This window comes from Litoreibacter sp. JB4-2 (assembly GCF_055693445.1).
On record NZ_CM146334.1, the window covers coordinates 1,005,677 to 1,030,534 of the forward strand.

The following is a 24,858-nucleotide window of genomic DNA, read 5'->3' on the forward strand; positions in this document are numbered from 1 at the left end:
GCAATGCTCACAAGACACTATGTCTGATGCTGGACGCCACAAAGCGGCCGTCGCAAGAGAAAGCTCCAACGACAGCAAATCCGCATAGGGGACATCTGCCCGACTTACGCCACAGACAGCCGGGCGTCATTGTTCTGACGCCCGGCCTTTTGAAGACGATCACCCTCTAGAGGTGAAAGATGTCACGATGTTTGACATGCATCAGCAAGTGATGCGGGTCGCGGGGGCCTTTGGGGTCTAGCCCAATATCGGCCCTCAGCCGGTCATCGAGACCATCGACATGATGCTGACCAAGCCGGACCCGGTCAGCGGTGATATCTGGCGGCCGCGTGCGCTTGACCAGTTTTCCTGCCAAAGCCACCAAAACGGCCCGCAAGCCATGATGAGCGATGAGGTCGTCAATAACGTCAGCCGGGCTCTTGCCGGGCTTTAAAGGGAGTGCGTTCATGTCAGTCACGTCTCCGATGCGCAAAGACATCGGTCCTTTCGGTTAGGTTAAAGTGACCCAAAGACATGGTCCAAAACGCGGCGCGCGGAGACTGTGTGGTTTGGGTCGGTTCAGGTTGGATGGATATCAGCCACTAAGGGCTGGATGCTGCGGGTTGGCTTAGGAGCCCGGTACAAAAACCGGGCCCTTACCGGAGGTAAATCCGGCCGCTCGGTGAGCCACGAGGCGTTGCATGGTTTGATATGTCATCATGTAGCGCCTCCTTTCTGGCCAAATTGTCGCAGTGGGGGCGTCATACCCGATCTCACGAAAATGTCAAAGGACTTTCCGTAGCGGCAAGCGCGCTGTTGCCGATTTCAAAACTGCCGCGTTAACATTTGGACGTCTGCACGCCGTGTCACGACGCAGTGTGTACGGGGTGTGTACGGGATGTGTACGTCGGAAATAGGGTTAACGGGCGCGTTTTTCGGCGAAGAAATCACGCAGGAGCTTGGCACATTCCGCCTCGCAAATCCCGTCATAGACCTCAGGCTTATGATGCGTTTGCGCGTGTTCAAACACCTGCGCCCCCTGCGCTACACCGCCCGATTTGGGATCGCTCGCACCATAGTAAAGGCGCGCGATCCGCGCCTGCGCAATCAGGCTCGCGCACATCGCACAAGGCTCCAAAGTCACATATAAGGAACATCCGGTAAGTCGTTCTGATTCCAGAGTTTTACATGCTTCTTGAATGGCCAGAACTTCGGCGTGCCCTGCCGGATCATGCGCCGCAATCACCCGGTTCCCGGCCCGCGCCAACACCGCACCATCTGGCCCAATGATGACGGCCCCCACTGGCACTTCCCCACGGGCCGCCGCATCACGTGCTTCCTCAAGCGCAATCGACATGTAAGAGGTGAATTCCATCTTCTTTCCTAATCATATCAACAGCTTGCACACAAGCCTTTCCCTTTTGGTAGCAGCCCGCTAAACCCCAGCAATGACTGACAAAACTCCAGACGGCGACCGTATCGCCAAAGTCCTCGCGCGCTCCGGCATCGCGTCACGCCGTGGCGCAGAAGCCCTGATCGAAGCGGGGCGCGTGGCGGTGAACGGAAAGACCATCACCAGCCCAGCGCTGAACGTGACGCCGAATGACAAAATTACCTTTGATGGCAAGGAGATAGCGGAGCCTGAGAAGCCCCGACTCTGGCTTTACAACAAGCCTATTGGCCTCGTGACAACAGAGAAGGACGAGAAAGGGCGCGACACTGTTTTTGCCGCCCTGCCGCCTGAGATGCCACGCGTTGTCAGCGTCGGTCGGCTTGATATCAACTCCGAGGGTTTGCTGCTGCTAACCAATGATGGCGGCATCAAACGACAACTCGAATTGCCCTCAACCGGTTGGCTCAGAAAATACCGCGTCCGCGTCAACGGCCGCCCCGAGGACACGACGCTGGACCCTTTGCGCAAAGGCATCACTGCCGAAGGCGAGCGTTTTCAACCGATGGAAATCACCCTAGACCGCCAACAAGGCGCGAACGCCTGGCTTACGGTCGGGCTGCGCGAGGGCAAGAACCGCGAAATTCGACGCGCCATGGCCGAGGTTGGGTTGAAAGTTAATCGTTTGATCCGAGTGAGTTACGGGCCATTCCGGTTAAACGAACTAAAATCTGGCGAGGTCGAGGAAGTCAAAGCCCGGGTCATGCGCGATCAGCTTGGTATTGCGCACGAAGATGCAAAGCCAAGACCCAAAAAGAAACCTCCACAGCGCCGCACTGCGCCGACACACAATACTAGCAAAGGGGGAAAACGGCGCTAATGGCACCTTGCTTTAGTGCATTTCCTCTGCTTCCAAACCGACACTAAAATAACGACAAGGACCGCGACGATGGCCGAGCTCTTCAGCTTCGAAAACCTGTTCACCTTTGAAAACCTAGGCAACCTGCTAATGCTGTGCTTTTTGCAGGCCGTCTTAGGCTTTGACAATCTGCTCTACATTTCCATCGAAAGTCAGCGCGCGCCCGTCGCCCAGCAAAAGGCGGTGCGGTTCTGGGGGATCATAATTGCCGTCGCGCTGCGCGTGATCTTGCTGTTTGCGATGGTCAGCCTGCTCGGCTCGCTGACAGAACCGTTTTTCATCTTCGAATGGGAAGGCATTCTGACCGGCGGCGTCAACTTCGCCACATGCGTGTTCATCTTCGGCGGCGTGTTCATCATGTACACGGCTTTCAAGGAAATCGGGCACCTCTTGTCAGTGCAACATCTTGATCATGACGTTGAGGCGAAGTCAGGCAAATCAGCGGCCAAAGTGGTCATGCTAATCGTCTTTATGAACCTGATTTTCTCTTTTGATTCAGTGCTTTCTGCTATCGCGATCACCGAAGTCTTCCCGGTGCTCGCCGCTGCGATACTGATCTCCGGTCTGGCGATGCTGCTGCTAGCCGACGGCGTCACGCATTTCTTGCAAAAAAACCGCATGTACGAAGTGTTGGGTCTGTTCATCTTGTTGATCGTTGGTGTGGTCTTGCTGGGTGAGGCTGGCGTTGCGGCATCCCACGCCGCGCATGACGACAGTTTGGCAATCATGATCTTTGGGTATCCGCTGATCCCAATGTCCAAGACGACCTTCTATTTCTCAGTCATCGTGCTCTTTGCGGTTGAGATCATCCAATCCGGCTATGCCCGCAAACTGGAGGCCGAGCGCGCCGCAACCCAAGGGGCTAACACCCACTGATCGCGCAATTTCTGGTAACTGTTACGCGAAGTCCTTATATCTTGCCATAGATCAGACGAAATAACTGACTGGGCGCAATTTGTTGATAGGGGCTTTCATGTCTTTCGCGGCACTACAGAAAATCGCATACGGCATGCTCATATTGCTCGTTCTCATGGCCGGGATAGGGCTGGTCTGATGGCGCAGCGCTACGGCGGGGACTTCAGCCCTGACGCCCAACCCAAACCGACGGGCGCTTTGCGCCATGCCAAGCCGCAAAAAGGCCGCGCGCGCGCTACGCTATTGGCGGTTGCCGCCCTGCCCTTGTTGGTCACGGCATTTGGTGGTGGCCCGACAAAGCTCGCGCTTCATATCACGGGGTTTGCACTGATCGCACTCGCCGCATGGCTGACCCGCGAAGGCCTGGAGGCCGAGGAAGCATATGAAGCACGCACTATTTCGCGCAGACCCGCGATCCCGCGCAAGTTGTTTGGCGCAATTCTGACCGGGCTCGGGGTTGGTGTGGCCACGTTTGATGGCGGATTGGCCAATGGGGTGATCTACGGGCTGATTGCGGCAGGCTTGCACCTGACGGCTTTCGGGCTTGATCCGACCAAAAATAAAGTTGCCGAAGGCGTCGACGACTTTCAGAACGAACGCGTCGCCAAGGCCGTCGATGAAGCGGAAAAACACCTGAAAAACATGCGCGATCTGGTCGCCGAAACCCGCGACCGGGTACTGATCGCGCGGGTAGACACGTTCCAAACCACGGCGCGTGAAATGTTTCGCACTGTTGAAAACGATCCGCGCGACCTAAGCTCGGCTCGGCGCTATCTGGGCCTCTATCTGCAAGGGGCACGCGACGCGACAAAGCAATATGTGGACCTGACCCGACGCACAGAAAACGCTGAAGGTAAAATATCTTACATGGCGTTGTTGGATGATCTGGAAGCAAATTTCACCGCGAAAACGCAGAAGCTCTTGTCCAACAACAAAGACGCATTGAACATAGAAATTGACGTGTTGCGGGAACGGCTGCAACGCGAAGGGATTGAGCCCCGCTAGGAGGAAATTATGACTGAGACTGTCCGCGAAAAAGCGCAAGCCGCATTGGCACAGGTGGAAGAAGTTAACGCCGTGATCTTGCCCGAGCCCAGCACTGACCTTGTGCCTTTGGGCAAGGCCGACGCCCCCGTCGCCGCCGAGATACGCAAGCGGATGGAAGAGGTCGATATTACCGACACCAACTCAATCGTGTCATTCGGCTCAAAAGCGCAAGCGGGCCTGCAAGAGATCAGCCAATCCATGCTCGCGGATGTCAAAAATAAGGATGTGGGCCCAGCAGGTAATTCCTTGCGCGATATCGTCAGCACCATTCGTGGGTTTTCGGTCTCCGAGCTGAACCCGAACCGGAAACGGTCATGGTGGGAAAAGCTGATCGGCAAGGCCAAGCCCGCCGCGATGTTCATGGCGAAATATGAGGATGTGCAAGGCCAGATCGACAAGATCACCGGCGACCTGGAAGCTCATGAGATGACGCTTCTCAAAGACATCAAGTCGCTGGACCTGCTCTATGCGCGCACGCTTGAGTTTTACGAAGAATTGGCGCTCTACATCACAGCTGGTGAAGAAAAAATCGCCGAGATTGACGCGAATGATATCCCAGAGATGGAGGAAGAGCTCGCCGCGGCGTCTGAGGAAAAGCAGGTAATGAAGGCGCAGGAACTGCGCGACCTGCGCGCTGCGCGGGATGATTTGGAACGCCGCGTGCATGACATGAAACTCACGCGTCAGGTGACAATGCAGTCCCTGCCCTCCATCCGTTTGGTGCAAGAGAATGACAAATCGCTCGTCACCAAGATCAATTCGACGCTGGTGAACACCGTCCCACTTTGGGAAACGCAGCTGGCGCAAGCCCTGACGATCCAACGCTCCGCTGAGGCCGCCGAGGCCGTGCGCGACGCAAATGATCTGACCAATGAACTGCTGAAATCCAACGCCGAAAACCTGCGCATGGCCAACAAAGCGATCCGCGAAGAAATGGAACGCGGGGTCTTTGATATCGATGCCGTTCAGAAAGCCAATGACGATCTGGTAGCTACAATCAATGAAAGCCTAGAGATCGCAGATGAGGGCAAGCGCAAGCGGGCTGAGGCAGAAGAAAAATTGGAAACGATGGAGGGAGAACTGCGCGACACGCTGGCCTCCGCCAAGGCGCGCGACTCGGGCCAAGGCCAGGCTATCGGCGAAAGCGCAGGCTGATCAGATATGCGCGGTTGGCGGTTTCTCTTCATAGGATGTGCGAGCGCTTTGGCGCTTGCCGGGTGTGAAGATTTGCCCACCAGCCCGCGCCCTGAAGCGCGCGCACCGGTGATTGCCCCGGCCCCCACAGCGCCGTCGCGCGCCAGCCTAGAGCTGGCCCGTTACTACGCCTCCGTGCAGCAAAACCTGCAAACGCAAGGCTTGCTGCGCATCGATGGTGGTGGGCCGGATACGCCGTTCTCAAAGCGCGACTTGGTCAATAATTTCATCAAGATCGGTGTGTTCAGCGAGTTTGATTTCGTCGATGGTGCATTTCAAAGCCAAGGCGGTGAAAGCGTTGTGCGCCGCTTTGCGCAACCGGTTCGCGTGCAACTGGATTTCGGGCCTACGATTACACCACCTCAGATCGCAGAGATCACTCAAACCACGAAAACCTATCTGTACCGACTAGCGCGTACGACAAACCATCCGATCCGGCTGGTCGCGCGGGACGGCAATTTTCTTGTCTCGGTGCTCAGCATTGATGGGCTGTCTGACTATTCGCCGAAGCTACAGGCTTTCTTGCCGGGCCTTGAGCCAGATTTTGCGAAACGCATGCTCAATCTGAGCCGCCCTGATCACTGCGTGGTCTACACGTTCGACGACCAAAAGATGCCGAACACGATCCATAAATCAGTGGCCATCATCCGCGCCGAGCACCCCAAGTTGCTGCGCGACAAATGCCTGCATGAGGAGATCGCGCAAGGTCTGGGTCTGGTCAATGACAGCCCCCGCGCCCGGCCCTCCATCTTCAATGATGACGACGAGTTTGCACTGCTGACGACGCATGACGAGCAGCTCTTACGTATCTTGTACGATCCGCGCCTGCCCTTGGGCGCGACCCCGCAAAAAGCCCGCCCTGTGGTCGAGGTTATCGCCTCGGACGTACTTGGCGGCGCAAGTTGATTTCCCAGACCAAGTGAGGACCCGATGGGCATTTTGGACTTTCTGACCGGCGAATTTATCGATGTCATCCACTGGACGGATGATACGCGCGACACGATGGTTTGGCGGTTTGAACGCGAAGGCCACGCGATCAAATACGGAGCAAAGCTGACGGTGCGCGAAGGCCAGGCCGCAGTGTTCATCCATGAAGGCCAGCTGGCCGATGTGTTTACGCCAGGGCTCTACATGCTCGAGACCAACAACATGCCGATCCTGACGACGCTGAACCATTGGGACCACATGTTCCAAAGCCCGTTCAAGTCGGAGATCTACTTCGTCAACACGACGCGGTTTAACGATTTGAAATGGGGCACCAAGAACCCGATCATGCTGCGCGACCCTGAGTTCGGCCCCCTGCGTCTGCGCGCTTTTGGTACCTATTCGACGCGCGTCTCCGATCCTGCAAAGTTCCTGACAGAGATCGTCGGCACGGACGGCGAATTCACAATGGACGAGATCAGCTACCAAATCCGCAACATCATCGTTCAGGAATTTTCCCGCGTGATCGCGCAATCAGGAATCCCGGCCTTGGATATGGCCGCGAACACCGGCGATCTGGGCAAGCTCATCGCCTCGGCGATCTCGCCCATTGTTGCAGAATACGGGCTAACAATCCCAGAATTCTATATTGAAAACATATCACTGCCTCCCGCAGTTGAAGAAGCTTTGGACAAACGCTCCTCAATGGGGATTGCCGGTGATTTGGGCAAATTCACGCAATATTCTGCTGCCGAAGCGATGACAGCGGCGGCGCGTAACCCAAATGGCGGCGGCGGTGAAATGGGCGCAGGTCTTGGCGCAGGGATGGGCATGGCAATGGCCACGCAAATGGCCAACCAAATGCAGCAAGGGCCCTGGGGCGCACGCCCCGCAGCGCCGCCACCCCCGCCGCCGCCACTGGAACATGTCTGGCACATCGCCGAAAACGGTGCGACCAGAGGTCCGTTTTCCAAGGCCGCGATGGGGCAAATGGTGGGTGACGGCTCACTGACGCGCGAGACGCATGTCTGGACGCCCGGTCAGGACGGCTGGAAAACCGCTGGGGAAGTCATTGAATTGGCGCAGCTTTTCACAATCTTGCCGCCACCCCCGCCGGGCAGCTAATTTTTTTCGGTGCCACCGAAACTATTTGCGCCCGTCCGACGTGATTAAAGCATGACGATGACCAGCTCGCAGACGCGTCCCCCCAGAGGAGCATCCTCACTGCGTTTGTGGTTGGCCAATCGTCTGCCTGCGCGCCGGACAGCCTTGAAATGGCTGCATTGGGGGATCATCCCGTTTTTTATCTGGTTTATGTTTGCCGATCCCGATGCACTCCGGCGCGCAGGCAAACTTGCGTTTCGTTTCCATTCCGTAATGGGGCTGATCTTTGTGACGCTCGCGCTGGTTTGGAGCGCCGCCTATTTGCGCCGTGGCCTCGCATCGCGCCCCGGCCCAAAACTGCCCAATTGGGCGCGTTATGTGCATCATTTCATGCATCACATGCTGATCTGGGGGCTGTTTCTGGTGGCCTTTGGTGGCTTCGCCTTGGGGCTGACATCTTCCGTGCTGCTTTGGGCGGGCGGCGTGGTGCCGATTGCGCCGCCGCTGGGCCTACCGAAGGCCAACCACTTGATCGGACAGCTTCACACTTACCAATTTTATGCGCTTGCCATCCTGGTTTTGTTCCACGCGATGTTCCATCTGTGGCGTCACCTCAGCTTACGTGATAATGCCTTGCGCATCATGGCCCCGAAGGTTTTGCACAGGTTCCTCTGACCGATGACCGCCCCCGCGCAAGAGCACCGTTTTCCCTGCGACAATTGCGGCTCGGACATGGCGTTCGACCCGGGTGAAGGCCTTTTGAAATGCACCCATTGCGGCAACACAGAACAGGTTGTGGAGGGTCGGTCCGACTCGATCCGGGAGCTGGATTTTAATACCGCGGTGCGCGGCGCCTTGGCCGAAGCCGAGATGGAAGAGACCCGCGTCACCGAATGCCCAAACTGCGCGGCACAGGTCGCGTTTGATCCTGACGTGCACGCCACTGAATGCCCGTTTTGCGCCACGCCTGTTGTCGCCGACACGGGGACGCACCGCCATATCAAACCACGCGGGGCGTTGCCTTTTGCGCTTGATGAACGCCAGGCCCGTAATGCCATGACGGGCTGGCTTGGCAGTCTCTGGTTTGCCCCAAACGGGCTGAAAGACTATGCGCGCAAAGGCCGCAAGCTTGATGGGATTTACGTCCCCTACTGGACCTATGACGCGGATACGCGAACGCGCTACACTGGCGAGCGAGGCGACGATTATCAAGAACGGCGCACAGTCATGCGCGACGGAAAAAGAAAACTATCATGGTCACAAAGACCCGGTGGCGCCGCACCTCAGGCACAGTGGCGCGCGATTTTGACGACGTTTTGGTGCTGGGCTCGACCTCCCTGCCCAAAAAGTACACGGACGCGCTCAGCCCTTGGGACCTCAGCCATTTGCGCCCCTATACCCCTGAATACCTCGCCGGTTTCCGGGCGGAGGCCTTTACAGTCGAGCTCGATACTGGCTTTGCCGAAGCGCGAGACGTCATGGACCGTCGTATTACCCGCGACATTCGTTTTGATATTGGGGGCGACCGGCAACGCATCCACAGCGCCGATACGCAAGTCTCTGATATCACGTTCAAACATGTGCTCTTGCCGGTTTGGATGGCGGCTTATAAGTATCGCGGGCGCACGTTTCGGTTCGTTGTGAACGGGCAAACAGGCGCGGTTTGTGGGGAAAGGCCCTTCTCCGCCATCAAAATTGCAATTGCGGTTGTGCTGGGGCTGATCCTGGCGGCAGCCATCGGATATGGAATGGCGTTACAACAATGATCCTCTGCTGCGGCGAAGCCCTGATCGACATGCTCCCACGCGAAACAACAGCGGGCGAGCAAGCCTTTGCACCCTATGCGGGTGGGGCGGTGTTTAATACGGCGGTCGCCTTGGGCCGGCTTGAGGCAAAGCCCGGCTTCTTTTGCGGGTTATCACAAGACTTGTTCGGCGAATTGCTGGTGGAGACTTTGAACGCCTCTGATGTGTCCACCGATTTGGCCGCGCGCCCGGACCTACCGACGACATTGGCCTTTGTCCGACTTCAAGATGGGCACGCAACCTACACATTCTACGATGAAAACACGGCTTTGACGTCGCTGCGCGAAAGTGATCTGCCGACCCTGTCCGACGACATCGATACGTTATTCTTTGGCGGCATCTCTCTAGCTGAAGGTCCCAGCGCGGACGCGTTTGCGGCGCTTATGGCGCGCGAAGCTGAAACCCGCGTGACAATGATCGACCCCAACATTCGGCCGAGCTTCATCAAGGATCGCGCCGCATATGTCGCGCGCGTTCAGGGAATGATGGCCCAGGCGGATATCGTGAAACTGAGCGATGAAGACCTGGCTTGGTTGGAAGGCACAGGGGAGACGGCCGCTTTGGCGCAAGCAATCATTGACCGTGGCACCAAGCTTGTCTTGATCACCGAAGGCGCAAAAGGCGCCGTCGGCTACACAGCCACGCATGAGGTGTTTGTGCCATCAGAGAACGTCGATGTGATAGATACTGTTGGCGCAGGCGACACCTTCAACGCAGGTGTGCTATTTGCCCTGCAAGACGCGGGTTTACTTGAAAAATCGGCGATCGTGACCCTGTCGGAGCAGGCGATTAAAGCCGCGCTCGAAATGGGTGCGCGCTGCGCCGCTGTCACCGTGTCGCGCGCTGGCGCAAACCCGCCCCGTTTGTCAGAGATATGAGAGCGCTCGTTCAACGCGTCAGCAGCGCCTCCGTTTCAGTTGATGGAAAAACCATCGGTGAGATCGGGTCCGGTCTGCTGGTCCTGTTCTGCGCGATGGAGGGCGACACGCCGGCTCAATCAACCAAGCTCGCCGCCAAAATTGCAAAGCTGCGCATTTTCAAAGACGAAGCCGGCAAGATGAATAAGTCTTTGTTGGATACAGGCGGCGCAGCCCTTGTTGTCAGTCAATTCACCTTGGCTGCTGATATGTCCAGCGGAAACCGGCCTGGTTTCTCCAAAGCCGCGCGGCCCGACGATGGGCGTGCCCTTTATGAGCAGTTTTCGCGCGACATTTCGGCACTGGGCATCACAGTGGCAACCGGCGCTTTCGGTGCTGATATGGCAGTTTCTCTTTGCAATGACGGCCCTGTCACCATTTGGTTTGACGACGGCACTCCCAATACCAAAAACTGAAGCATCCAAATCATTCGGGCACATCTAAGCCGAAAAAGCGCAATTAGGCACCTCATCCTTTCGCCAAACCCACGCAAGCGCGTTGATTTGATGACTTTAGGCGTGTCGCGTAAGGGGCTAATTCCAGTCAATATTGCACGAATAGTCCAGATCACCGCCCCTTCATCTCTGATGGCAAATCGTTCCGCCTCAACCCGGCGATACTTACGGCGCAGTGCAGCCCAATCTGCGCGTGTCGGGTGGCTGACCCGCAATGCATCGTCAAAGACCACTCGGAACCCTGCGTTTCGGGCGCGTGTGCACCAATCCAAATCTTCAGGCACGCCTGTCTTGAAAGGGCCGACCGTGTCAAAAACACGCCGCGTCGTGACTAGATTCGCTGTCACGCTGAACCCCAATTCTTCGACATAGCGCGCATTATCGAAGGCGAAGACACGCTCGAACAATTGTGCCGAGCTCAGCCCATCCTGGGTTTCGTCAAAGGTTGCGACATGCCCGCCAACAACGCGGTCCTGCGCACCAGACGATAGTATATGCGCAAGCCAATCGGCACTTGGAATGCAGTCGCAATCCAGAAATGCCAGCCGCGCGCCATTGGCAGCAGACACGCCCGCGTTGCGCGCGGGCCCGGCGCCACGGTCCAATGTCGCACGAAACACGACCCCTGGAAAATCCCGCGCGACAGGCCCCAAATCCATGTCGGACCCATTGTCCACGACGATCACTTCGACCGAGGCGGTCACTTGGGGCGCAAGCGCTCCAAGGCAGCGGCGCAGGCGCACAACGTCGTTAAGATGCGGGATTATGACAGACAGTTTGATCATCCCGCCCAGCTAGGGCGCATGTGGTTAATAAACCATGAAGCCTCACCAGATACCGCTAGGTCACTTGAGCGAGGTATTGGTTATTGCGGGCGCGGCATGAACAAAACGCGGCTGGCCACGGCCGCCAAAGCAGGTATCCTGCGCAAAACCGACGGAGAACGTGATGGGCCGCAGCATTGACCTAAATTCGGACCTTGGCGAAAGCTTCGGGCCTTGGAACATGGGCGACGACGCCACAATGCTGTCGATTGTGACCTCGGCCAATGTTGCCTGTGGTGGCCATGCCAGCGATCCCGAAACCATGATCAAAACCTTGCGGCTCGCCAAGCAAAACGGCGTAACAGTCGGCGCACATCCGGGCTATAACGACAAGGAAGGGTTCGGACGCCGCATCATAGCCATGCCCCCCGTCGAGGTCGGTCATATGGTCGCCGCGCAGATCGGTGCGCTGCAAGCCTTGGCCAAGCTCGAAGGGATGAAAGTCGCCTATGTGAAGCCCCACGGCGCGCTCGGCAATCTTTGCGCTGCTGACAGGCAGGTGGCGGACGCTGTGGTCGCGGCGACGCAAAAACTTGATCCTGATATGGCCATTTTGGCGATTTCGGGCATGCAGTTAGAACAATCCGCACGCGCAAGTGGCCTTCCTGTTTTCTCAGAGATTTTTGCCGACCGCGGATATCTGTCCAACGGCCAATTGGTGCCACGCGGCCAAGAGGGCGCGATGATACATGACGCCAACGAGGCCGCAGATCGATTGCTGGGTTATCTTGAAACCGGCTTGATGCCAGTGGTCGATGGCACCCCCATCGCGCTTGAAGCGGCCTCTATTTGCGTGCATGGCGACGGGCCCGCTGCGGTGTCTATGGCGCGGGAAATCCGGGCGCGATTGACAACCGAAGGCACCGACATAGCGGCATTTCTTCCGTCTTGATGAATACGCCAATATTCAAACCAGTGGCGGGTCACGCAGTGCTGGTTGAGCTTGCGACGGAGATAAGCGAACCGGTTTCAAAGCAGGTTGTTTTGCTGGACAAGGCGATATTGGCCGCCGGTATCCCGGGCGTTCTTGAATTGACCCCCGCGCTCGTGAACCTTTTGGTGGTCTTTGATCCGATTGTGATTGATCACCAAGCCATCATCGCAGCGATCAAGCAGCTCTTCCCATTGGATGAAGCCTCCGATGCCCAAGCAAACATCCACACTGTCGACGTCTGCTATGAAGACGGTTTGACGCCTGACCTCGCGTCTGTGGCCTCTGCCACTGGGCTGACGGCAGAGGCGGTCATCAACGCCCACGTCAGCGGGTCGTACCGCGTCGGGATGTACGGCTTTGCGCCCGGATTCGCATATTTGGCAGGGGTTCCAACGACAATCCAAGTGCCCCGAAAAACTGCGCCCGAGCGCGGCATTCCGGCCGGCAGCGTAATGATCGCGGGACCGCAATGCATTGTCACAACGGTGAAAATGCCGACGGGCTGGTCGATCATTGGTCGCAGCCCGACCCAGATCATGACTGGCGAACCTGAGCGCCCTTTCCTGTTTGACGTTGGCGACACCGTACAGTTTCGCCGCATATCACGAAGCGACTACGAAAGCGCTATCGCATGACCACTGCTCAACTGCGCGTCATCCATGCGGGGCCTCTGGTTTCAATTCAGGATCAAGGCCGGTTAGGTGCGTTGCGTTTCGGGGTCTCTGCTGCTGGTCCGATGGACCGCCTTGGATTTGCCGCCGCAAATGCTGCGCTCGCAAAAGATTTGGGACAAAGCTGCCTTGAGGTTTCGCTTGGTGGACTGGTGTTGGAATGCGTTCAAGGCGACGTGACTTTGGCCGTTTGTGGTGGTGATTTCGCGCTCAAAACAAAAGAACAAAGTTTGTCCGGCTGGCACGTCGTCAGTTTGACAGCGGGCCAATCACTGACCATTCGCGGCGGCACAGCAGGAAGCTGGTGCTATGTCGCAGTCGCAGGCACGCTGAAATCGGACACCTGGCTGGGGTCCGCGGCCACAGCCTCAATGACCAACTTTGGCGGCGGCGCGTTGGTTGCGGGGCAAGTGCTAGCTGTCGCGGACGCCAGAGTGGAACCTGCGCGTGAGGGCCCGGTCCCCCTGCCCTCAATCGCCAAATCATCGAAGGCCATTCGCGTCACCATCGGCCCGCAGGACCATCATTTCGATACAGCGGCGCTTCATGCGCTTCTCAACCAAAGCTTCACAATCAGCGACGCCTATGACCGTATGGGAATGCGGTTGAAAGGTCCGGCTTTGACACCCATCGGCGCCTTATCGATTCCGTCTGAGCCTATCTTGCGCGGCTCGGTTCAGGTTTCGGGCGACGGGGTCGCGACGGTGCTTTTGGCCGATCACGGCACAACCGGCGGGTATCCTAAAATTGCGACTGTGATCGCGGAGGATCAAGACCGTTTGGTCCAAATGCGCGCAGGCGACAGCGTCAGGTTTCAAGCGATCACGCCTGCCGAAGCCGTTCAGGTAGCGCGAATAGAGGCGCGCGAGCGGAACACATATTTCGAGCAGCTTGCGCAACCGCGCGCGACGCTTTTAGAAAAACTCATGCGTGAAAATTTGGTCGGCGGCGTTGTGGCTGCCGACCTCCCCTAGGCATCTTTTGATTGCAACGTTTCCAATCGGTTCTCAAATGCGCCGCGTTCCGTGTTAGCACGCGCGGACAATTGCGTGATAAGTGCTTTCAAATCGGCCTCATCCGCGTTTGCGGCGCCATCTTCAAGGCCCTGCAATAGCTGAACCAGTGCATCAAACCCCAGCAATTGCGCGGCGCCCTTCACCCTATGGGCCGCATCGACCAGACCTGCACGATCACGCGTCAAATCGCCGTTCTCGGTATCGTGGCACAGCGCCTGTAATTCATCGAAAAACTGGCGACCCGTGTCGGCCACACGAACCACGCCCAAAGCCTGAACAAGTTCATCAATCGCAGTTTGATCGGGCGAGGAAACCTGCACCGGATCAGCATCGCGCAGCACGCGGCGCAACAGCTCCAACCGGATCGGTTTGGTGTGAAAGCTGTCCATGCCCGCCGCCTCGGCCTTGGCGCGATATTCTTCGCGACCATGTGCGGTCAGCCCGATGATCCGTGTGTTTTTGTTGGGGCCCTCGCCCACGCGCAGGCGTTGCGTTGCTTCGATACCGTCCATTTCGGGCATCGAAATATCCATGAAGATCACATCGAAACTGCGCATATTCGCCTTAGAAACACCTTCGGCTCCGTTGACGGCCTCACACGGTTTATGGCCAAGTCCGACCAGCATATCTTTCAGAACGCGGCGGTTGATGCTGTTGTCTTCGACAATCAAGACGTTCAGCCCGGCCTCAGATTTTGTTGCGGCCACGGCAGTCTGCTCTTTGGAAGGGAGTACTTCGCTTTGGGCCACGCGGTTCACCGGCAGGCTGAACGTGAATGTGGCGCCTTGGCCGAGATCGCTTTTGATTTTGAGTTCTCCGCCCATTTGACGCGCGATGCGGCGTGAGATGGCCAAGCCCAGACCGTCGCCCCGGCTTTGACGTCCTTCGCCATCCGAGATCGCTACGAAATCCTCAAAAATCTGTTCTTGGTGTTCGGGCGCTACGCCGCGTCCATTGTCACGCACGGCGAAGCTCAGTTGCGTTTCGTCTGGTCCGTTTATAGCGGAGACACTGACCACTATGTCGCCCGTATCGGTAAATTTGATTGCGTTGCCGATAAGGTTTGTCAGGATTTGCCGGATGCGCCCGCTGTCCCCCCAGAACACCCCCTCCGCCGCCGGATCGAGCCGCAGCATCAAGCTTAGCCCCTTTTCGATGGCAAGCGGTTCCAATACGTCGACGATCTGACGGCAGAGCGCCGCAAGGTCGAATTCTTGCGGTGACAAAAGCAAGCTGCCGGTTTCAATGCGGGTGATATCGAGCGCCTCGTTGATCTGCTCCAAAAGAATTTCGCTCGACGCTGTTGCAATCTGTGCATACCGCGCCTGTTTTTGGGTCAAACGGGTCGTCTTAAGCAAATCAAGAACGCCCAATATCCCGTTGAGCGGGGTCCGCATTTCATGGCTCATAACGGCTAAGAATTGCGACTTTGCCTTGTCGGTGCGTTCGGCACGGTCGCGCGCGTCGATCAGGTCTTGTTCGGCGATCTTGCGCGCGCTGATATCGCGAAGATAGGCAATGAACCGCATACCACCGTCCTGTTCGACCGAGGTAATGTTCAGCTCAACTGGGAATTCTTCGCCATTCTTGCGCTGTGCTGGAAGTTCAACCCGGCCGCTATCGACCATTTTACGCTGCCCCGTGTCACGAAACCGGATCATCCCGGCGCTATGGGCGTCGCGCATCCGGGCGGGGATAATCGTTCCTTCCATGGGCTTGCCAACAATCTCGTGCGCGCGCCATCCAAAGACCTGTTCTGCAGCCTCATTGAACCCAACAATGCGGCCTTGGTCATCAGCAGTCACAATCGCATCGAGCGAGGCCGAGATCGTCGATGCTAACTCGCGCGATGACGCCAGAAGCTTTTGATCGCGGTCAACGGCGCGCAAATACAGCCGGTCCAGCAACAGCAACAGGCCGCCCATGAACACCAGCAACCCCACCGCCAGCCAGCCTGTGCGCGCCAATTGGACAAAAAACTCTTGGCGTCGCAATTGCGTGTTCGTTCCGCTGATTTCGACGCCCAAAACGGCCATGCGGCGAATGCTCGGGCGGATCTCTTCTGTAAGTGCCAAAAGCTCACGCAGATCCGTGTCATTTAAGACCTCTGATCGATCCAAAATGGCAACGGCATCTTCGTAAAACTGGCGGATCGGGGCGCGCAATGCCTGCGCTTCCGCGTTGCCTTCGAATACGCGACCAACGCGGCCGGCATTCAATATGTTCAACCGGCTCATTGTGATGTCGGCGCGCAATTTCACTTTTTCGGTGCTAAAGCCATCCACCTTGAGCAGTTTTTGCGACAGGATCGCCGAAAGGTTGGCGATCTCTGTATCGACCTGAGAGATACTCCATTGCATGTTGTCCGTGTTGGCCGTCGACAGGCCACGCAATTGGCCGACCAACGACGTCACCATTGCGACAAGCGCAAGCACCAACACAAAGATGCTGGCCAGAATGGCGGCTCTGAATACGGATTGTGTTGGCTTCAACGAGGGTCTCCCAGCTCAGGCGACCCTAAACCGCGGCTGCTGCTCAATCGAGAATTTTTACGCGGTTGAGTTGCCAAATACTGCGCGAATAGACCAGCTCGGTCCGGTAGGCGGGATCGGAATCGTAAGGGAAAACCACCCAGAAGGGTCCTTTGTCGCGCACAGACATGCGGGCGCCATTCATACGCGTCGCGATAATCGGTGCCTCATCTTCCAATTCATCGACCGGAATTGTCACAGAATAATCGTTCAAGGCGATCAATGTCACCGCAGAACCTGGAACACCGAATTCTTGCAAAAGGGTCTTTAGTGCGACGCCGGAAAAGGTCACCTCGCCATCTGTCCAGATTGTGGATGTGGCGAAGGTGACCTGGTCCAGCGCGTCGAGCTCTCCCAGCGTCCACTCGACTCGCTCCGAGGTCGATGCAGCGATCTGCAACCCAACCCCGTCCTGCGCGTGCACAGGCGCATTTTGCAAAAACAGTCCAGCAACGAGGGCAACCACGGTCCGTGAGTGGGCTTTGGCCTTCATGTTCGTCGCCTCAACAAATGCAAGTGCTTGCTTTCTATAGCGTTGCATTTCAAGTTCCGTTTAAGTCATTGGAATAGTGATCTATACTTAGGTATAGGTTTTCATATTTTTTCCAGACCAATGACCTAAGTCTGCTGCTGGACACGAAAAGTTGAGACATGACGAACATCTTGATAGCCGATGATCACGATCTGGTTCGCGACACGATTGCCGCCTATTTGGAGAGCGAAGGCTCGTTCAAAACATTCACCGCCCCCGATTTCGACGCGGCAATGGAGGTGATGGCAGGGGACGCCCATATCGACATGATTATTCTCGACTACAATATGCCGGGGATGAATGGGCTCGACGGGTTGTCGCGCGCAAAACTGGCCTACCCGACTACAAAGCTCGCGCTGATGTCAGGCGTTGCCAACAAAGACATTGCAACTGGTGCCATGGGACTGGGCGCCGACGGTTTTTTACCGAAATCGTTGAATGCCGGGAGCCTGGTCAATGCCATCACATTTGTTCTGTCCGGCGAGCGGTACTTTCCGTTTGAATTTCGCGAACCCAGCCCCGCCACACCTGCCAAAGGGGTTTTCGCAGCGCTGTCCCGACGCGAATTGGAAACATTGGAACAGCTCTGCGCGGGCCTGTCCAACAAACAAATCGCACGCAAGCTCGACATTGCCGAAGTCACAGTGAAACTGCATGTCAAAAACCTGTTTGCAAAACTTGGCGTATCGAACCGCACGCAAGCCGCCCTTATGGCAAAGGAGCAGCAGGTTTTTTGATCTGTGATCCGTCCCTTAGATAATCGCGTTGCGATAGGGGATCGGGTCAACTGCGCCGTAGCCGCTGACCGTGCCCGCTGCCACCCGCATCGCGCGCTTCGTTGCTTCTGCCGCATCGCCCGTTTCCAAGAAATACGCCAGGAACCCGCCTGCGAAACTGTCGCCGGCGCCAGTTGAATCGACTGCTTCAACGACAGGCACCTCAAAAGCTTGCATAACGCCGTCGACGCGCAACAGCGGGCCTTTTGATCCGCGCTTCAGGATCAAAACCTTGGGGTCATGTGCACCGAAATACTCCAGAATTGCTGCCTCATCCGACTGCCCCGTCAACGTTTCCGCCTCGTCATCGCTAGGCAGCACGATATCAGCAAGCGGCAGGAACGCTTCAATCGTCGTGCGCGCCTCCTCCAACGTCCATAGGTTTAACCGCAGATTGGTATCGTATGAGACGAGCGTTCCATTCGCGCGTGCAATTTCGGCGGCACGCGTCACCGCAGCGCGCATCGGCGCGCTAATCGCTTGGCTCAATGCTGAGACATGCAAAATCTTGGCATCGGCAATAGCCGCTTCATCCAGATCATCTGGTCCGTAAAGGCTCGCCGCAGATCCGCGCCGTGCATAGGAAAACTTACGCCCTGCCGGGTCCGGGATCACAAAATATGCGCCCGTTGGGTCTTGCGGTTTGACCCGAATAGCGTGCGCAGAAACCTGCTCGCGCGCCCAGAGCGCCATCAACGCTTCGCCGAACGGATCCCCACCAACTGCGCTGAGATATCCGCAACTGGCCCCCTGCCGTGCCGCGGCAATGATCGCATTGGACGTATCGCCCCCAAACCCTTGCCGGTATAGCGGACGGCCATCCGCGTCATGGTCAATTTGAACGAATTCCATAAGCGCTTCGCCCAGCGCCAAAATATCGGGTGTGGGGGTCATAGGTGCCACGTGCTTTGCCAAAATTACTGTCGCGCGCATCTTTGAAAGATATAGCGCGGCTTAGCAAGCACATGGCATGGCGGTGTCTAGGCCCGTAGCCCGGTGTCCTTTTGGAAGTAGTGGGCAAGCTCTGGCAGAATGCTGAAGCCAATCGTCTCGCCCTTTGATGTTGAGGGCGGCTTTTCAGTTTTGGCGATGAACTCGACACCGTTCTTGCTGATCAGGTGCACCAAGGCATATTCGCCAAGGTTCTCGACCAGCTCCAGCTTGCCTTCAACGACGGCATCCTGCCCTGTTGTGGGCACCAGATGCTCTGGGCGAAGCCCGATCTGCTCCTGCGCGCCAAGCGTTCTGCCAAGCACGGCATGGGCACCTTCCGTCAGATCATGCGCTTCGAAAAAGTTCATTTTCGGGCTGCCAATAAATTGCGCGACAAACGCATTCGCTGGCCTGTTATAAAGCTCAATGGGCGAGCCAACCTGTTCGATCCGTCCGTCGCGCAGCACCACGATCTTATCGGCCAGCGTCATTGCCTCAACCTGGTCATGGGTGACGTAGATCATCGTCGTTTGCAGCCGCTCATGCAGCCGCGCGATCTCAAGCCGGGTCTGGACCCGCAGCGCCGCATCAAGGTTTGACAGCGGCTCGTCGAACAAGAACACTTCCGGGTCGCGGACAATCGCGCGGCCAATAGCGACCCTTTGGCGTTGCCCGCCCGATAGGTTGCGCGGCGCACGGTCCAGGTAGTCAGTGATCTGCAGGATATCCGCCGCAGCGCGGACGCGTTTATCAATCTCGGCTGGGTCAGTTTTGGCCTGTTTCAACCCGAAGGCCATGTTCTTGAACACGGTCATATGCGGGTACAACGCGTAGGTTTGAAACACCATCGCTACGCCCCGCTTGGCGGCTGCGACTTCGTTGACCTCCCGATCACCAATCGCGACAGAGCCGTCAGATATTTCCTCCAGCCCCGCAATCATGCGCAAAAGGGTGGATTTTCCGCAACCCGACGGGCCGACAAACACCACGAATTCACCGTCTTCGATATCGAGATCGACGCCGTGCATCACTTGCACGTCACCGTAGCTTTTGCGCACGCCGCGCAGTGTCAAACCGGCCATTTTGCTTCCATTTCTGCTATTTCGCGACGTAGCGCGGGGGCGAAGTCGGGATAGGTTTCGGGCACCTCGCCCCAAAGAACGGGTGAGGTCAGGAACGTGTCGTGGCCCAGCATGGCGCTGAGCGCGTCCCAACTGGGTTCAACATAGTCAAACGTGATCTTGCCCGCCGCGACATGGCGCGCAAAGACGTACCAGCTGGCAATCGAGCGGATCGTGTGGCGTGGCATGATGCCTTGCGCCAGACAGCCTTCAATGGTCGGCCGAATGAAGATCGGGAATTTGGCCATACCATCCGCGCAAATGCGCGCAACGGTGTCACCAATCGCGCGGTTACCAAAGCGCCGGTCGATGCTGTCGAGGTAATCTTCCTTGGAAAAGGGTAGCGCGAGCGTGATCGCAGGCAGCACCTCTTCTTCCTCAAAGGCACGGAAATGGGCATGTAGATGCGGCACCCGCATTGCGGCGTCAAATGTCTCAACTCCTTCGAGCGCAGCCATATAACACAGAGCTGTGTGCCCACCGTTCAACACCCGGATTTTGGTTTCCTCATACGGGTCAACATCGCCGGTCACCGTCACGCCCGCCTGCGCCAAGTCGGGCATCGGTCCGGCGGCGCGATCTTCCAATACCCATTGCACGAAATCTTCGGCCATCACCGGCGCGGCAACTTCGCTGCCAATCAAGGCGCTTAGCTCGGAGGCCAGCGATGCCGGGCTACGCGGTGTGATCCGATCCACCATCGAGCATGGAAATGCGACGTTTTCAGTGACCCAATTCAACAATTTTGTATCACCCGAGGTCTCTAGATACCGCGTCAGGTTGCGATGCAGCATTTTGCCGTTTTGACGGATGTTGTCGCAGCAGGCGATTGTCAGCTGTGCGCCGCCAGCAGCGCTACGGCGCGAAAGGCCCGCCCGCAAATAGGCGTAGATGCTTTGCTGTAGCCCGCCTTCAAGCTCCGATTTGATCAAAACATTGCTCAGATCAAGCATGCCTTGCGGGTCGGTGTAATAGCCGCTCTCGGTAACGGTGATAGTGACAAGCGACACGCTGTCACGCGCCAGCAGATCCTCCGCCACATCACTGTCTTGGCTCCAATCCGCGAAATGTACATGGCTGCGCACGCGGCGCAGGTCGACATCTTCCGCTGCGGAGACGGATTTCAGAAAATACCCATCATGGCGCTGTGTCTCAGCCTCGGCCTGGGCGAAATGAGCCGCCTCAGCGCCCCGTAAGTTTACGGCCGCGATGCCCCAGCGCAAGTCGCCCGAACGTTCCATGTAATCGTCGAGATACACCGCCTGATGCGCACGGTGAAACGCACCGAAGCCAAGATGCACGACACCTATATCGCAGTCTTTGCGTGCATAGCTACTGGCCCAAACAGCTGGGTGAACGGGACGGTTCATGACGTGCTTTCCTCCGCCGGGATCAGGTCTTTGCGTGCCGTCTTGCGGTATTCAGTCGGCGTCATGCCCTTCACTTTCAAAAAATGTCGGTTGAAATTCGCAAGGTTCTGAAACCCCGCTTGATGGCAGATTGTCGTGATCTGATCGTCACTCGCATAAAGCATGCTGCAAGCCTGCCCGATGCGGACCCTGTTCAGAAATTCAACGAATTTATGCCCTGCCGCCGTTTGGAAATTGCGGCTGAACGTCGCCTGCGTCATGCCCGCCATCTCAGCGGCTTGAGACACCGAGATCTCTTCGTGGAAATTCTTAACCACATAGTCGACCACAGCACCGATCCGCGCGTGTTTGGAACCGCCCTCGGGCTGTACCAGCTTTGCGGCTGAAAGCGTCCGTTTTTCCGCATGCTCATTGAGCCGCACAAGGAAACGGACGAACGACAGAATGCGCTCCGCGCCTTTGTTATCGCGGATCGCTTCAAAATGGCCGCGTGCGAATGTCGGGTTGAACCCTTCAAACTGAATACCCGATTGGGCCAGCCGCAACATGCTCAGGACTTGCGCAAATTCAGGAAAGCCTGCGGCCAGTTTCTCTACGCTGTCATGGCTGAATTGGACCAGCATGTCGCGCGTCTCAACAGGCGTTTTCCAGACCTCATCGGTCGTCCAGTTATGCGGCAGATTGGGGCCGGTCATGAACAGATCGCCGGGCTTGAATTCGCCAATATAGTCGCCGACGAAAGCCTTGCCGCGGGTGGCGACAATAAGGTGAAGCTCGTATTCCTCATGCGCGTGCCATCGGCACAGCTCGGTCGGCCAGCCATGTTCAAGGTACCGAATAGACCGGGTCGAGCGGTCCACCATTTCGATTTCTGGTTCAATAATCGACATTGCGCTACCTCAACACATTGCCGCCATCGACACCGATGGTCTGGGCAGTCATGTAAGCCGACTGGTCGCTGGCCAAGAAAACCGCCGCGCGCGCAACATCCGACGGCGCGCCCATATAGCCAAGCGGAACGGCCTCGCCAACCTCGCGCTTTTTCTGGCCAGGCGCCTTGTCTTCGAACTTGGCAAACAACGCATCGACTTCTTTCCACATTGGCGTGTCGATGACACCGGGACTGATCGCGTTGACCCGGATGTTATGCGGTGCAAGCGCCAGAGCGGCCGACTGCGTGTAACTGATGACGGCGGCTTTAGTGGCACAGTAATGCGCCACCAGCGCTTCACCCCGGTGCCCGGCTTGCGACGCCAGATTGATGATTGCGCCAGACCGAGCTTCAGCCACCATCGATTTGGAGGTAGCCTGCATCACCGCGTAAAAGGCACGGACATTCACCCCGAACAAACGATCATACTGCGCTAAATCTGCATCCAGCACCGACCCCATGTCAAAGATCGCGGCATTGTTGAACAGGATGTCGGGTTTGATCTCGGCGATCCAATTCAGGCAGGCTTCCAACCCTTCATCGTCCAACAGGTTGAATTTGGCATAGGTTGCAGGGCCGACAAAGCTATCCGCGATATCAGTCGCATAGACCGTGGCGCCCTGCGCCGCGAAGTGCTCTACCGCGCTTGCGCCGATCCCACCGCAAGCGCCGGTGACAAGCGCCACCTTGCCTGTCAGATCCGTGGGGGCAGCATTCAACATCACTTCACTGCTCCAAAGGTCAGGCCTTGAACCAGTTGCTTTTGGCAGAACCAGCCGAGGATCACGATAGGTGCGACTGCCGCGGTCGATACGGCGGACAGGCGGCCAAAGAACAGCCCCTCTGGTGCCCGGTTGCCTTCAATCAGTTTCGACAGGGTCGCCGCGTCAATCGTGGTCAGTCGAACGGTCCAATAGGCCTCATTCCAGCAGAAGATGAAGCACAACAATGCGGTCGAGGCGACGCCGCCCCAGGCCAGCGGGATCAAGATGTCCTTGATCTCACCCCAGGTCGTGACGCCGTCCATCTTGGAAGCTTCGATGATCTCTTTCGGGATTTCTTTGAAATAGGTGAACAGCATCCAGATCACGATCGGCAGGTTGATCAGGCACAAAACCAAAATGACCAAGAAATGCGTGTCGAAAATGCCAAGGAAGTTCTTCGTCAGAAACGTCATAGGGTAAAGCACCGCCGCCGCTGGCAACATCTTTGTGGACAGCATCCACATCAGAATATCTTTGGTGCCTCGTGACGGATTGAACGCCATGGCATAGGCGCAGGGCACGCCCACAACCAGCGCAAACAGAGTGGCGAATGTCGACGTAATGACGGAGTTCATGGCAAAGCGCCAATAGTCGTAGTTCTGCGTCATGTTCGTGTAATTCTCCAACGTCGGTGTGAAGGAGAACAGGAATTCGGGCTTCACCGCATCGGCGTCGGTCTTGAAGCTGGTGAAGACCAACCAAAAGATCGGAAAGAAGAAAAGAAGCGCCACGCCCCAGGCCACGACGGGCCACAAGACATTTCCAAGTTTCGAGCGTTCGGTCACAGCTGCCATTGTCTTGCCCCTCAGTCCATCAAGCTCTTGCCGACCATGCGCAGCAAGAAGATTGCAATGATGTTGGCCAGAATGACCGCGAAAATGCCCGTAGCGCTTGCAGCACCAATGTTGTTCGAGGCGAATTCCCCGATCAGATAAGGCAGGTTTTTGTTGCCGTTGCCGCGGCTGACGATCTCGATCTCAGCATAAAGCGACAGGTGGAAAATCGATTGGATCATCACCACAATCGCAATGGGTCGCGCCAAGTGCGGCACCGTCAGGTTGATGAATTGCGACCACGGTCCCGCCCCATCAAGCGTCGCCGCTTCCTTTTGTGATTCGTCCTCGGATTGCAGCGAGGTCATGAAAATCAGCACAGCGAAAGGCGTCCATTGCCACGTCACCATCATGATCACAGCATAGGCAGAGGTCTGCGTCGCCCGGAACGAAATTGGCTGAATTTCGGGCCAAAGGGAGAAAAAGCTACCCAAGACCGGGAAGTCCTGCAGGCCGGCTACCAGGTTGTTCAGCCCTCCGACAGCGATGCCCTGCAGGCCCAGAACCGGGTCAAGGATCATGTTGATCCAAAGCACCGCGTTCACGGCAGGCATCACGAAGAAGGGTGAGATCAGCAGCACCCGCACGATACCGCGCCCGGGGAACGACCGGTTTACCAGCACCGCAATGCCAAGGCCCAACACGACCGTCAGAATGAGAATGAAGCTCACGATGAAAACCGAATTCTGGATCGCGAACCAGAAGTCTTTGGCGTTCAGCACGTATTCGTAATTGCCGAAGCCGCGCCAGTTGCTCAGCGACGGGGTGGTCCATTCAGGGCGACGCAGGCTGTTCAGAACGTAGCGGATGAAGGAGAAGTACAGCGTCATGCTGAGCGGCACCAACATCCAGATCAGCAGCAAGATCACAGCTGGCGTCTGTAGCAGGCGAGGTATCGTTCTGTCGGACATAGCTAGAGATCCCTTACAAAGCGGACATTGTGCCAATTGCAGTATGTGAGGCGCGGGTCGAT

24 protein-coding genes and 2 pseudogenes are annotated in these 24,858 nt (G+C 57.1%); 14 read left to right on the forward strand and 12 right to left on the reverse strand.

Annotation, left to right across the window (positions count from 1 at the left end):
- Window positions 1–166: 166 nt before the first annotated feature.
- Both ACZ1G7_RS05015 and ACZ1G7_RS05020 read right to left on the reverse strand, forming a co-directional pair.
- Window positions 167–448, reverse strand: a complete 282-nt coding sequence (locus ACZ1G7_RS05015; protein ID WP_472662742.1) for a hypothetical protein — start codon at window positions 446–448, stop codon at window positions 167–169.
- A 450-nt stretch (window positions 449–898) separates the two neighbouring features.
- On the reverse strand, window positions 899–1,354 hold the full coding sequence (locus tag ACZ1G7_RS05020) for a nucleoside deaminase (RefSeq protein WP_472662743.1): 456 nt from the start codon (window positions 1,352–1,354) through the stop codon (window positions 899–901).
- 73 nt (window positions 1,355–1,427) lie between these two features.
- Here ACZ1G7_RS05020 and ACZ1G7_RS05025 point away from each other — a divergent pair, with 73 nt between their 5' ends.
- From ACZ1G7_RS05025 to dtd, 10 genes and pseudogenes are all read left to right on the forward strand, one after another.
- Window positions 1,428–2,249 (forward strand): pseudouridine synthase, encoded by an 822-nt coding sequence (locus tag ACZ1G7_RS05025; protein WP_472662744.1) that lies wholly within the window; start codon window positions 1,428–1,430, stop codon window positions 2,247–2,249.
- Window positions 2,250–2,318: 69 nt separating this feature from the next.
- Window positions 2,319–3,164 carry a TerC family protein gene (locus ACZ1G7_RS05030; RefSeq protein WP_472662745.1) on the forward strand — a complete coding sequence of 282 codons (846 nt, stop codon included), beginning with the start codon at window positions 2,319–2,321 and terminating at the stop codon, window positions 3,162–3,164.
- A gap of 177 nt (window positions 3,165–3,341) precedes the next feature.
- Window positions 3,342–4,208, forward strand: coding sequence for a 5-bromo-4-chloroindolyl phosphate hydrolysis family protein (locus tag ACZ1G7_RS05035; protein WP_472662746.1), 867 nt, complete (start codon window positions 3,342–3,344; stop codon window positions 4,206–4,208).
- 9 nt (window positions 4,209–4,217) lie between these two features.
- Window positions 4,218–5,405: a toxic anion resistance protein gene (locus ACZ1G7_RS05040; RefSeq protein ID WP_472662747.1), complete on the forward strand. Its 1,188-nt coding sequence runs from the start codon at window positions 4,218–4,220 to the stop codon at window positions 5,403–5,405.
- A gap of 6 nt (window positions 5,406–5,411) precedes the next feature.
- Entirely contained in the window at window positions 5,412–6,350 is a 939-nt protein-coding gene (locus tag ACZ1G7_RS05045) for a DUF2927 domain-containing protein (RefSeq protein ID WP_472662748.1), read from the forward strand.
- Window positions 6,351–6,374: 24 nt separating this feature from the next.
- Entirely contained in the window at window positions 6,375–7,493 is a 1,119-nt protein-coding gene (locus ACZ1G7_RS05050; RefSeq protein WP_472662749.1) for an SPFH domain-containing protein, read from the forward strand.
- Window positions 7,494–7,598: 105 nt separating this feature from the next.
- Window positions 7,599–8,147 (forward strand): cytochrome b/b6 domain-containing protein, encoded by a 549-nt coding sequence (locus ACZ1G7_RS05055; protein ID WP_472662750.1) that lies wholly within the window; start codon window positions 7,599–7,601, stop codon window positions 8,145–8,147.
- Window positions 8,148–8,150: 3 nt separating this feature from the next.
- Window positions 8,151–9,238: pseudogene (locus ACZ1G7_RS05060) on the forward strand (TFIIB-type zinc ribbon-containing protein).
- Complete coding sequence (locus tag ACZ1G7_RS05065) at window positions 9,235–10,155, forward strand: carbohydrate kinase family protein (RefSeq protein ID WP_472662751.1); 921 nt, start codon at window positions 9,235–9,237, stop codon at window positions 10,153–10,155. Before ACZ1G7_RS05060 ends, ACZ1G7_RS05065 begins: the two are co-directional and overlap by 4 nt.
- The gene (dtd, locus tag ACZ1G7_RS05070; RefSeq protein ID WP_472662752.1) at window positions 10,152–10,610 is read left to right on the forward strand and encodes a D-aminoacyl-tRNA deacylase; all 459 of its coding nucleotides are present in this window, start codon (window positions 10,152–10,154) and stop codon (window positions 10,608–10,610) included. Before ACZ1G7_RS05065 ends, dtd begins: the two co-directional genes overlap by 4 nt.
- Window positions 10,611–10,864: 254 nt before the next feature.
- Here dtd and ACZ1G7_RS05075 read toward each other — a convergent pair.
- Window positions 10,865–11,434, reverse strand: a pseudogene (locus ACZ1G7_RS05075) (glycosyltransferase family 2 protein); the annotation flags it as partial.
- A 163-nt stretch (window positions 11,435–11,597) separates the two neighbouring features.
- On the opposite strand from ACZ1G7_RS05075, the gene ACZ1G7_RS05080 reads away from it, so the two are divergent.
- The 3 genes from ACZ1G7_RS05080 to ACZ1G7_RS05090 are packed head-to-tail and all read left to right on the forward strand — an operon-like array spanning window position 11,598 to window position 14,052.
- Window positions 11,598–12,365, forward strand: a complete 768-nt coding sequence (locus ACZ1G7_RS05080) for a LamB/YcsF family protein (protein WP_472662753.1) — start codon at window positions 11,598–11,600, stop codon at window positions 12,363–12,365.
- Window positions 12,365–13,042 carry a 5-oxoprolinase subunit B family protein gene (locus tag ACZ1G7_RS05085; protein ID WP_472662754.1) on the forward strand — a complete coding sequence of 226 codons (678 nt, stop codon included), beginning with the start codon at window positions 12,365–12,367 and terminating at the stop codon, window positions 13,040–13,042. Before ACZ1G7_RS05080 ends, ACZ1G7_RS05085 begins: the two co-directional genes overlap by 1 nt.
- Window positions 13,039–14,052, forward strand: a complete 1,014-nt coding sequence (locus ACZ1G7_RS05090) for a 5-oxoprolinase subunit C family protein (protein ID WP_472662755.1) — start codon at window positions 13,039–13,041, stop codon at window positions 14,050–14,052. The genes ACZ1G7_RS05085 and ACZ1G7_RS05090 overlap by 4 nt, the downstream gene beginning before the upstream one ends.
- Here ACZ1G7_RS05090 and ACZ1G7_RS05095 read toward each other — a convergent pair.
- Window positions 14,049–16,586: a hybrid sensor histidine kinase/response regulator gene (locus ACZ1G7_RS05095; RefSeq protein ID WP_472662756.1), complete on the reverse strand. Its 2,538-nt coding sequence runs from the start codon at window positions 16,584–16,586 to the stop codon at window positions 14,049–14,051. The genes ACZ1G7_RS05090 and ACZ1G7_RS05095 overlap by 4 nt on opposite strands.
- A gap of 43 nt (window positions 16,587–16,629) precedes the next feature.
- Window positions 16,630–17,166: a putative pterin-binding protein gene (locus ACZ1G7_RS05100; RefSeq protein WP_472662757.1), complete on the reverse strand. Its 537-nt coding sequence runs from the start codon at window positions 17,164–17,166 to the stop codon at window positions 16,630–16,632.
- 110 nt (window positions 17,167–17,276) lie between these two features.
- Here ACZ1G7_RS05100 and ACZ1G7_RS05105 point away from each other — a divergent pair, with 110 nt between their 5' ends.
- Complete coding sequence (locus tag ACZ1G7_RS05105) at window positions 17,277–17,894, forward strand: LuxR C-terminal-related transcriptional regulator (RefSeq protein WP_472662758.1); 618 nt, start codon at window positions 17,277–17,279, stop codon at window positions 17,892–17,894.
- 15 nt (window positions 17,895–17,909) lie between these two features.
- On the opposite strand, the gene ACZ1G7_RS05110 is transcribed toward ACZ1G7_RS05105, so the two are convergent.
- The 7 genes from ACZ1G7_RS05110 to ACZ1G7_RS05140 form a co-directional block, all read right to left on the reverse strand.
- On the reverse strand, window positions 17,910–18,827 hold the full coding sequence (locus ACZ1G7_RS05110; RefSeq protein ID WP_472662759.1) for a sugar kinase: 918 nt from the start codon (window positions 18,825–18,827) through the stop codon (window positions 17,910–17,912).
- A gap of 86 nt (window positions 18,828–18,913) precedes the next feature.
- Window positions 18,914–19,948: an ABC transporter ATP-binding protein gene (locus ACZ1G7_RS05115; protein ID WP_472662760.1), complete on the reverse strand. Its 1,035-nt coding sequence runs from the start codon at window positions 19,946–19,948 to the stop codon at window positions 18,914–18,916.
- Window positions 19,936–21,357: a mannitol dehydrogenase family protein gene (locus tag ACZ1G7_RS05120; protein ID WP_472662761.1), complete on the reverse strand. Its 1,422-nt coding sequence runs from the start codon at window positions 21,355–21,357 to the stop codon at window positions 19,936–19,938. Before ACZ1G7_RS05120 ends, ACZ1G7_RS05115 begins: the two co-directional genes overlap by 13 nt.
- Window positions 21,354–22,247: a cupin domain-containing protein gene (locus ACZ1G7_RS05125; RefSeq protein ID WP_472662762.1), complete on the reverse strand. Its 894-nt coding sequence runs from the start codon at window positions 22,245–22,247 to the stop codon at window positions 21,354–21,356. The genes ACZ1G7_RS05120 and ACZ1G7_RS05125 overlap by 4 nt, the downstream gene beginning before the upstream one ends.
- A 4-nt stretch (window positions 22,248–22,251) precedes the next feature.
- The gene (locus ACZ1G7_RS05130; RefSeq protein ID WP_472662763.1) at window positions 22,252–23,010 is read right to left on the reverse strand and encodes an SDR family oxidoreductase; all 759 of its coding nucleotides are present in this window, start codon (window positions 23,008–23,010) and stop codon (window positions 22,252–22,254) included.
- Window positions 23,010–23,846 carry a carbohydrate ABC transporter permease gene (locus ACZ1G7_RS05135; protein ID WP_472662764.1) on the reverse strand — a complete coding sequence of 279 codons (837 nt, stop codon included), beginning with the start codon at window positions 23,844–23,846 and terminating at the stop codon, window positions 23,010–23,012. The genes ACZ1G7_RS05130 and ACZ1G7_RS05135 overlap by 1 nt, the downstream gene beginning before the upstream one ends.
- An 11-nt stretch (window positions 23,847–23,857) precedes the next feature.
- Window positions 23,858–24,796 (reverse strand): carbohydrate ABC transporter permease, encoded by a 939-nt coding sequence (locus ACZ1G7_RS05140; RefSeq protein ID WP_472662765.1) that lies wholly within the window; start codon window positions 24,794–24,796, stop codon window positions 23,858–23,860.
- Between the last annotated feature and the right edge of the window lie 62 nt (window positions 24,797–24,858).

What these genes read in the sequence shown, in the direction of transcription:
- ACZ1G7_RS05015 (WP_472662742.1), bottom strand. Translation starts at nt 448, where the DNA reads ATGAACGCACTCCCTTTAAAGCCCGGCAAGAGCCCGGCTGACGTTATT.
- ACZ1G7_RS05020 (WP_472662743.1), bottom strand. Translation starts at nt 1,354, where the DNA reads ATGGAATTCACCTCTTACATGTCGATTGCGCTTGAGGAAGCACGTGAT.
- ACZ1G7_RS05025 (WP_472662744.1), top strand. Translation starts at nt 1,428, where the DNA reads ATGACTGACAAAACTCCAGACGGCGACCGTATCGCCAAAGTCCTCGCG.
- ACZ1G7_RS05030 (WP_472662745.1), top strand. Translation starts at nt 2,319, where the DNA reads ATGGCCGAGCTCTTCAGCTTCGAAAACCTGTTCACCTTTGAAAACCTA.
- ACZ1G7_RS05035 (WP_472662746.1), top strand. Translation starts at nt 3,342, where the DNA reads ATGGCGCAGCGCTACGGCGGGGACTTCAGCCCTGACGCCCAACCCAAA.
- ACZ1G7_RS05040 (WP_472662747.1), top strand. Translation starts at nt 4,218, where the DNA reads ATGACTGAGACTGTCCGCGAAAAAGCGCAAGCCGCATTGGCACAGGTG.
- ACZ1G7_RS05045 (WP_472662748.1), top strand. Translation starts at nt 5,412, where the DNA reads ATGCGCGGTTGGCGGTTTCTCTTCATAGGATGTGCGAGCGCTTTGGCG.
- ACZ1G7_RS05050 (WP_472662749.1), top strand. Translation starts at nt 6,375, where the DNA reads ATGGGCATTTTGGACTTTCTGACCGGCGAATTTATCGATGTCATCCAC.
- ACZ1G7_RS05065 (WP_472662751.1), top strand. Translation starts at nt 9,235, where the DNA reads ATGATCCTCTGCTGCGGCGAAGCCCTGATCGACATGCTCCCACGCGAA.
- dtd (WP_472662752.1), top strand. Translation starts at nt 10,152, where the DNA reads ATGAGAGCGCTCGTTCAACGCGTCAGCAGCGCCTCCGTTTCAGTTGAT.
- ACZ1G7_RS05080 (WP_472662753.1), top strand. Translation starts at nt 11,598, where the DNA reads ATGGGCCGCAGCATTGACCTAAATTCGGACCTTGGCGAAAGCTTCGGG.
- ACZ1G7_RS05085 (WP_472662754.1), top strand. Translation starts at nt 12,365, where the DNA reads ATGAATACGCCAATATTCAAACCAGTGGCGGGTCACGCAGTGCTGGTT.
- ACZ1G7_RS05090 (WP_472662755.1), top strand. Translation starts at nt 13,039, where the DNA reads ATGACCACTGCTCAACTGCGCGTCATCCATGCGGGGCCTCTGGTTTCA.
- ACZ1G7_RS05100 (WP_472662757.1), bottom strand. Translation starts at nt 17,166, where the DNA reads ATGCAACGCTATAGAAAGCAAGCACTTGCATTTGTTGAGGCGACGAAC.
- ACZ1G7_RS05105 (WP_472662758.1), top strand. Translation starts at nt 17,277, where the DNA reads ATGACGAACATCTTGATAGCCGATGATCACGATCTGGTTCGCGACACG.
- ACZ1G7_RS05110 (WP_472662759.1), bottom strand. Translation starts at nt 18,827, where the DNA reads ATGACCCCCACACCCGATATTTTGGCGCTGGGCGAAGCGCTTATGGAA.
- ACZ1G7_RS05115 (WP_472662760.1), bottom strand. Translation starts at nt 19,948, where the DNA reads ATGGCCGGTTTGACACTGCGCGGCGTGCGCAAAAGCTACGGTGACGTG.
- ACZ1G7_RS05120 (WP_472662761.1), bottom strand. Translation starts at nt 21,357, where the DNA reads ATGAACCGTCCCGTTCACCCAGCTGTTTGGGCCAGTAGCTATGCACGC.
- ACZ1G7_RS05125 (WP_472662762.1), bottom strand. Translation starts at nt 22,247, where the DNA reads ATGTCGATTATTGAACCAGAAATCGAAATGGTGGACCGCTCGACCCGG.
- ACZ1G7_RS05130 (WP_472662763.1), bottom strand. Translation starts at nt 23,010, where the DNA reads ATGTTGAATGCTGCCCCCACGGATCTGACAGGCAAGGTGGCGCTTGTC.
- ACZ1G7_RS05135 (WP_472662764.1), bottom strand. Translation starts at nt 23,846, where the DNA reads ATGGCAGCTGTGACCGAACGCTCGAAACTTGGAAATGTCTTGTGGCCC.
- ACZ1G7_RS05140 (WP_472662765.1), bottom strand. Translation starts at nt 24,796, where the DNA reads ATGTCCGACAGAACGATACCTCGCCTGCTACAGACGCCAGCTGTGATC.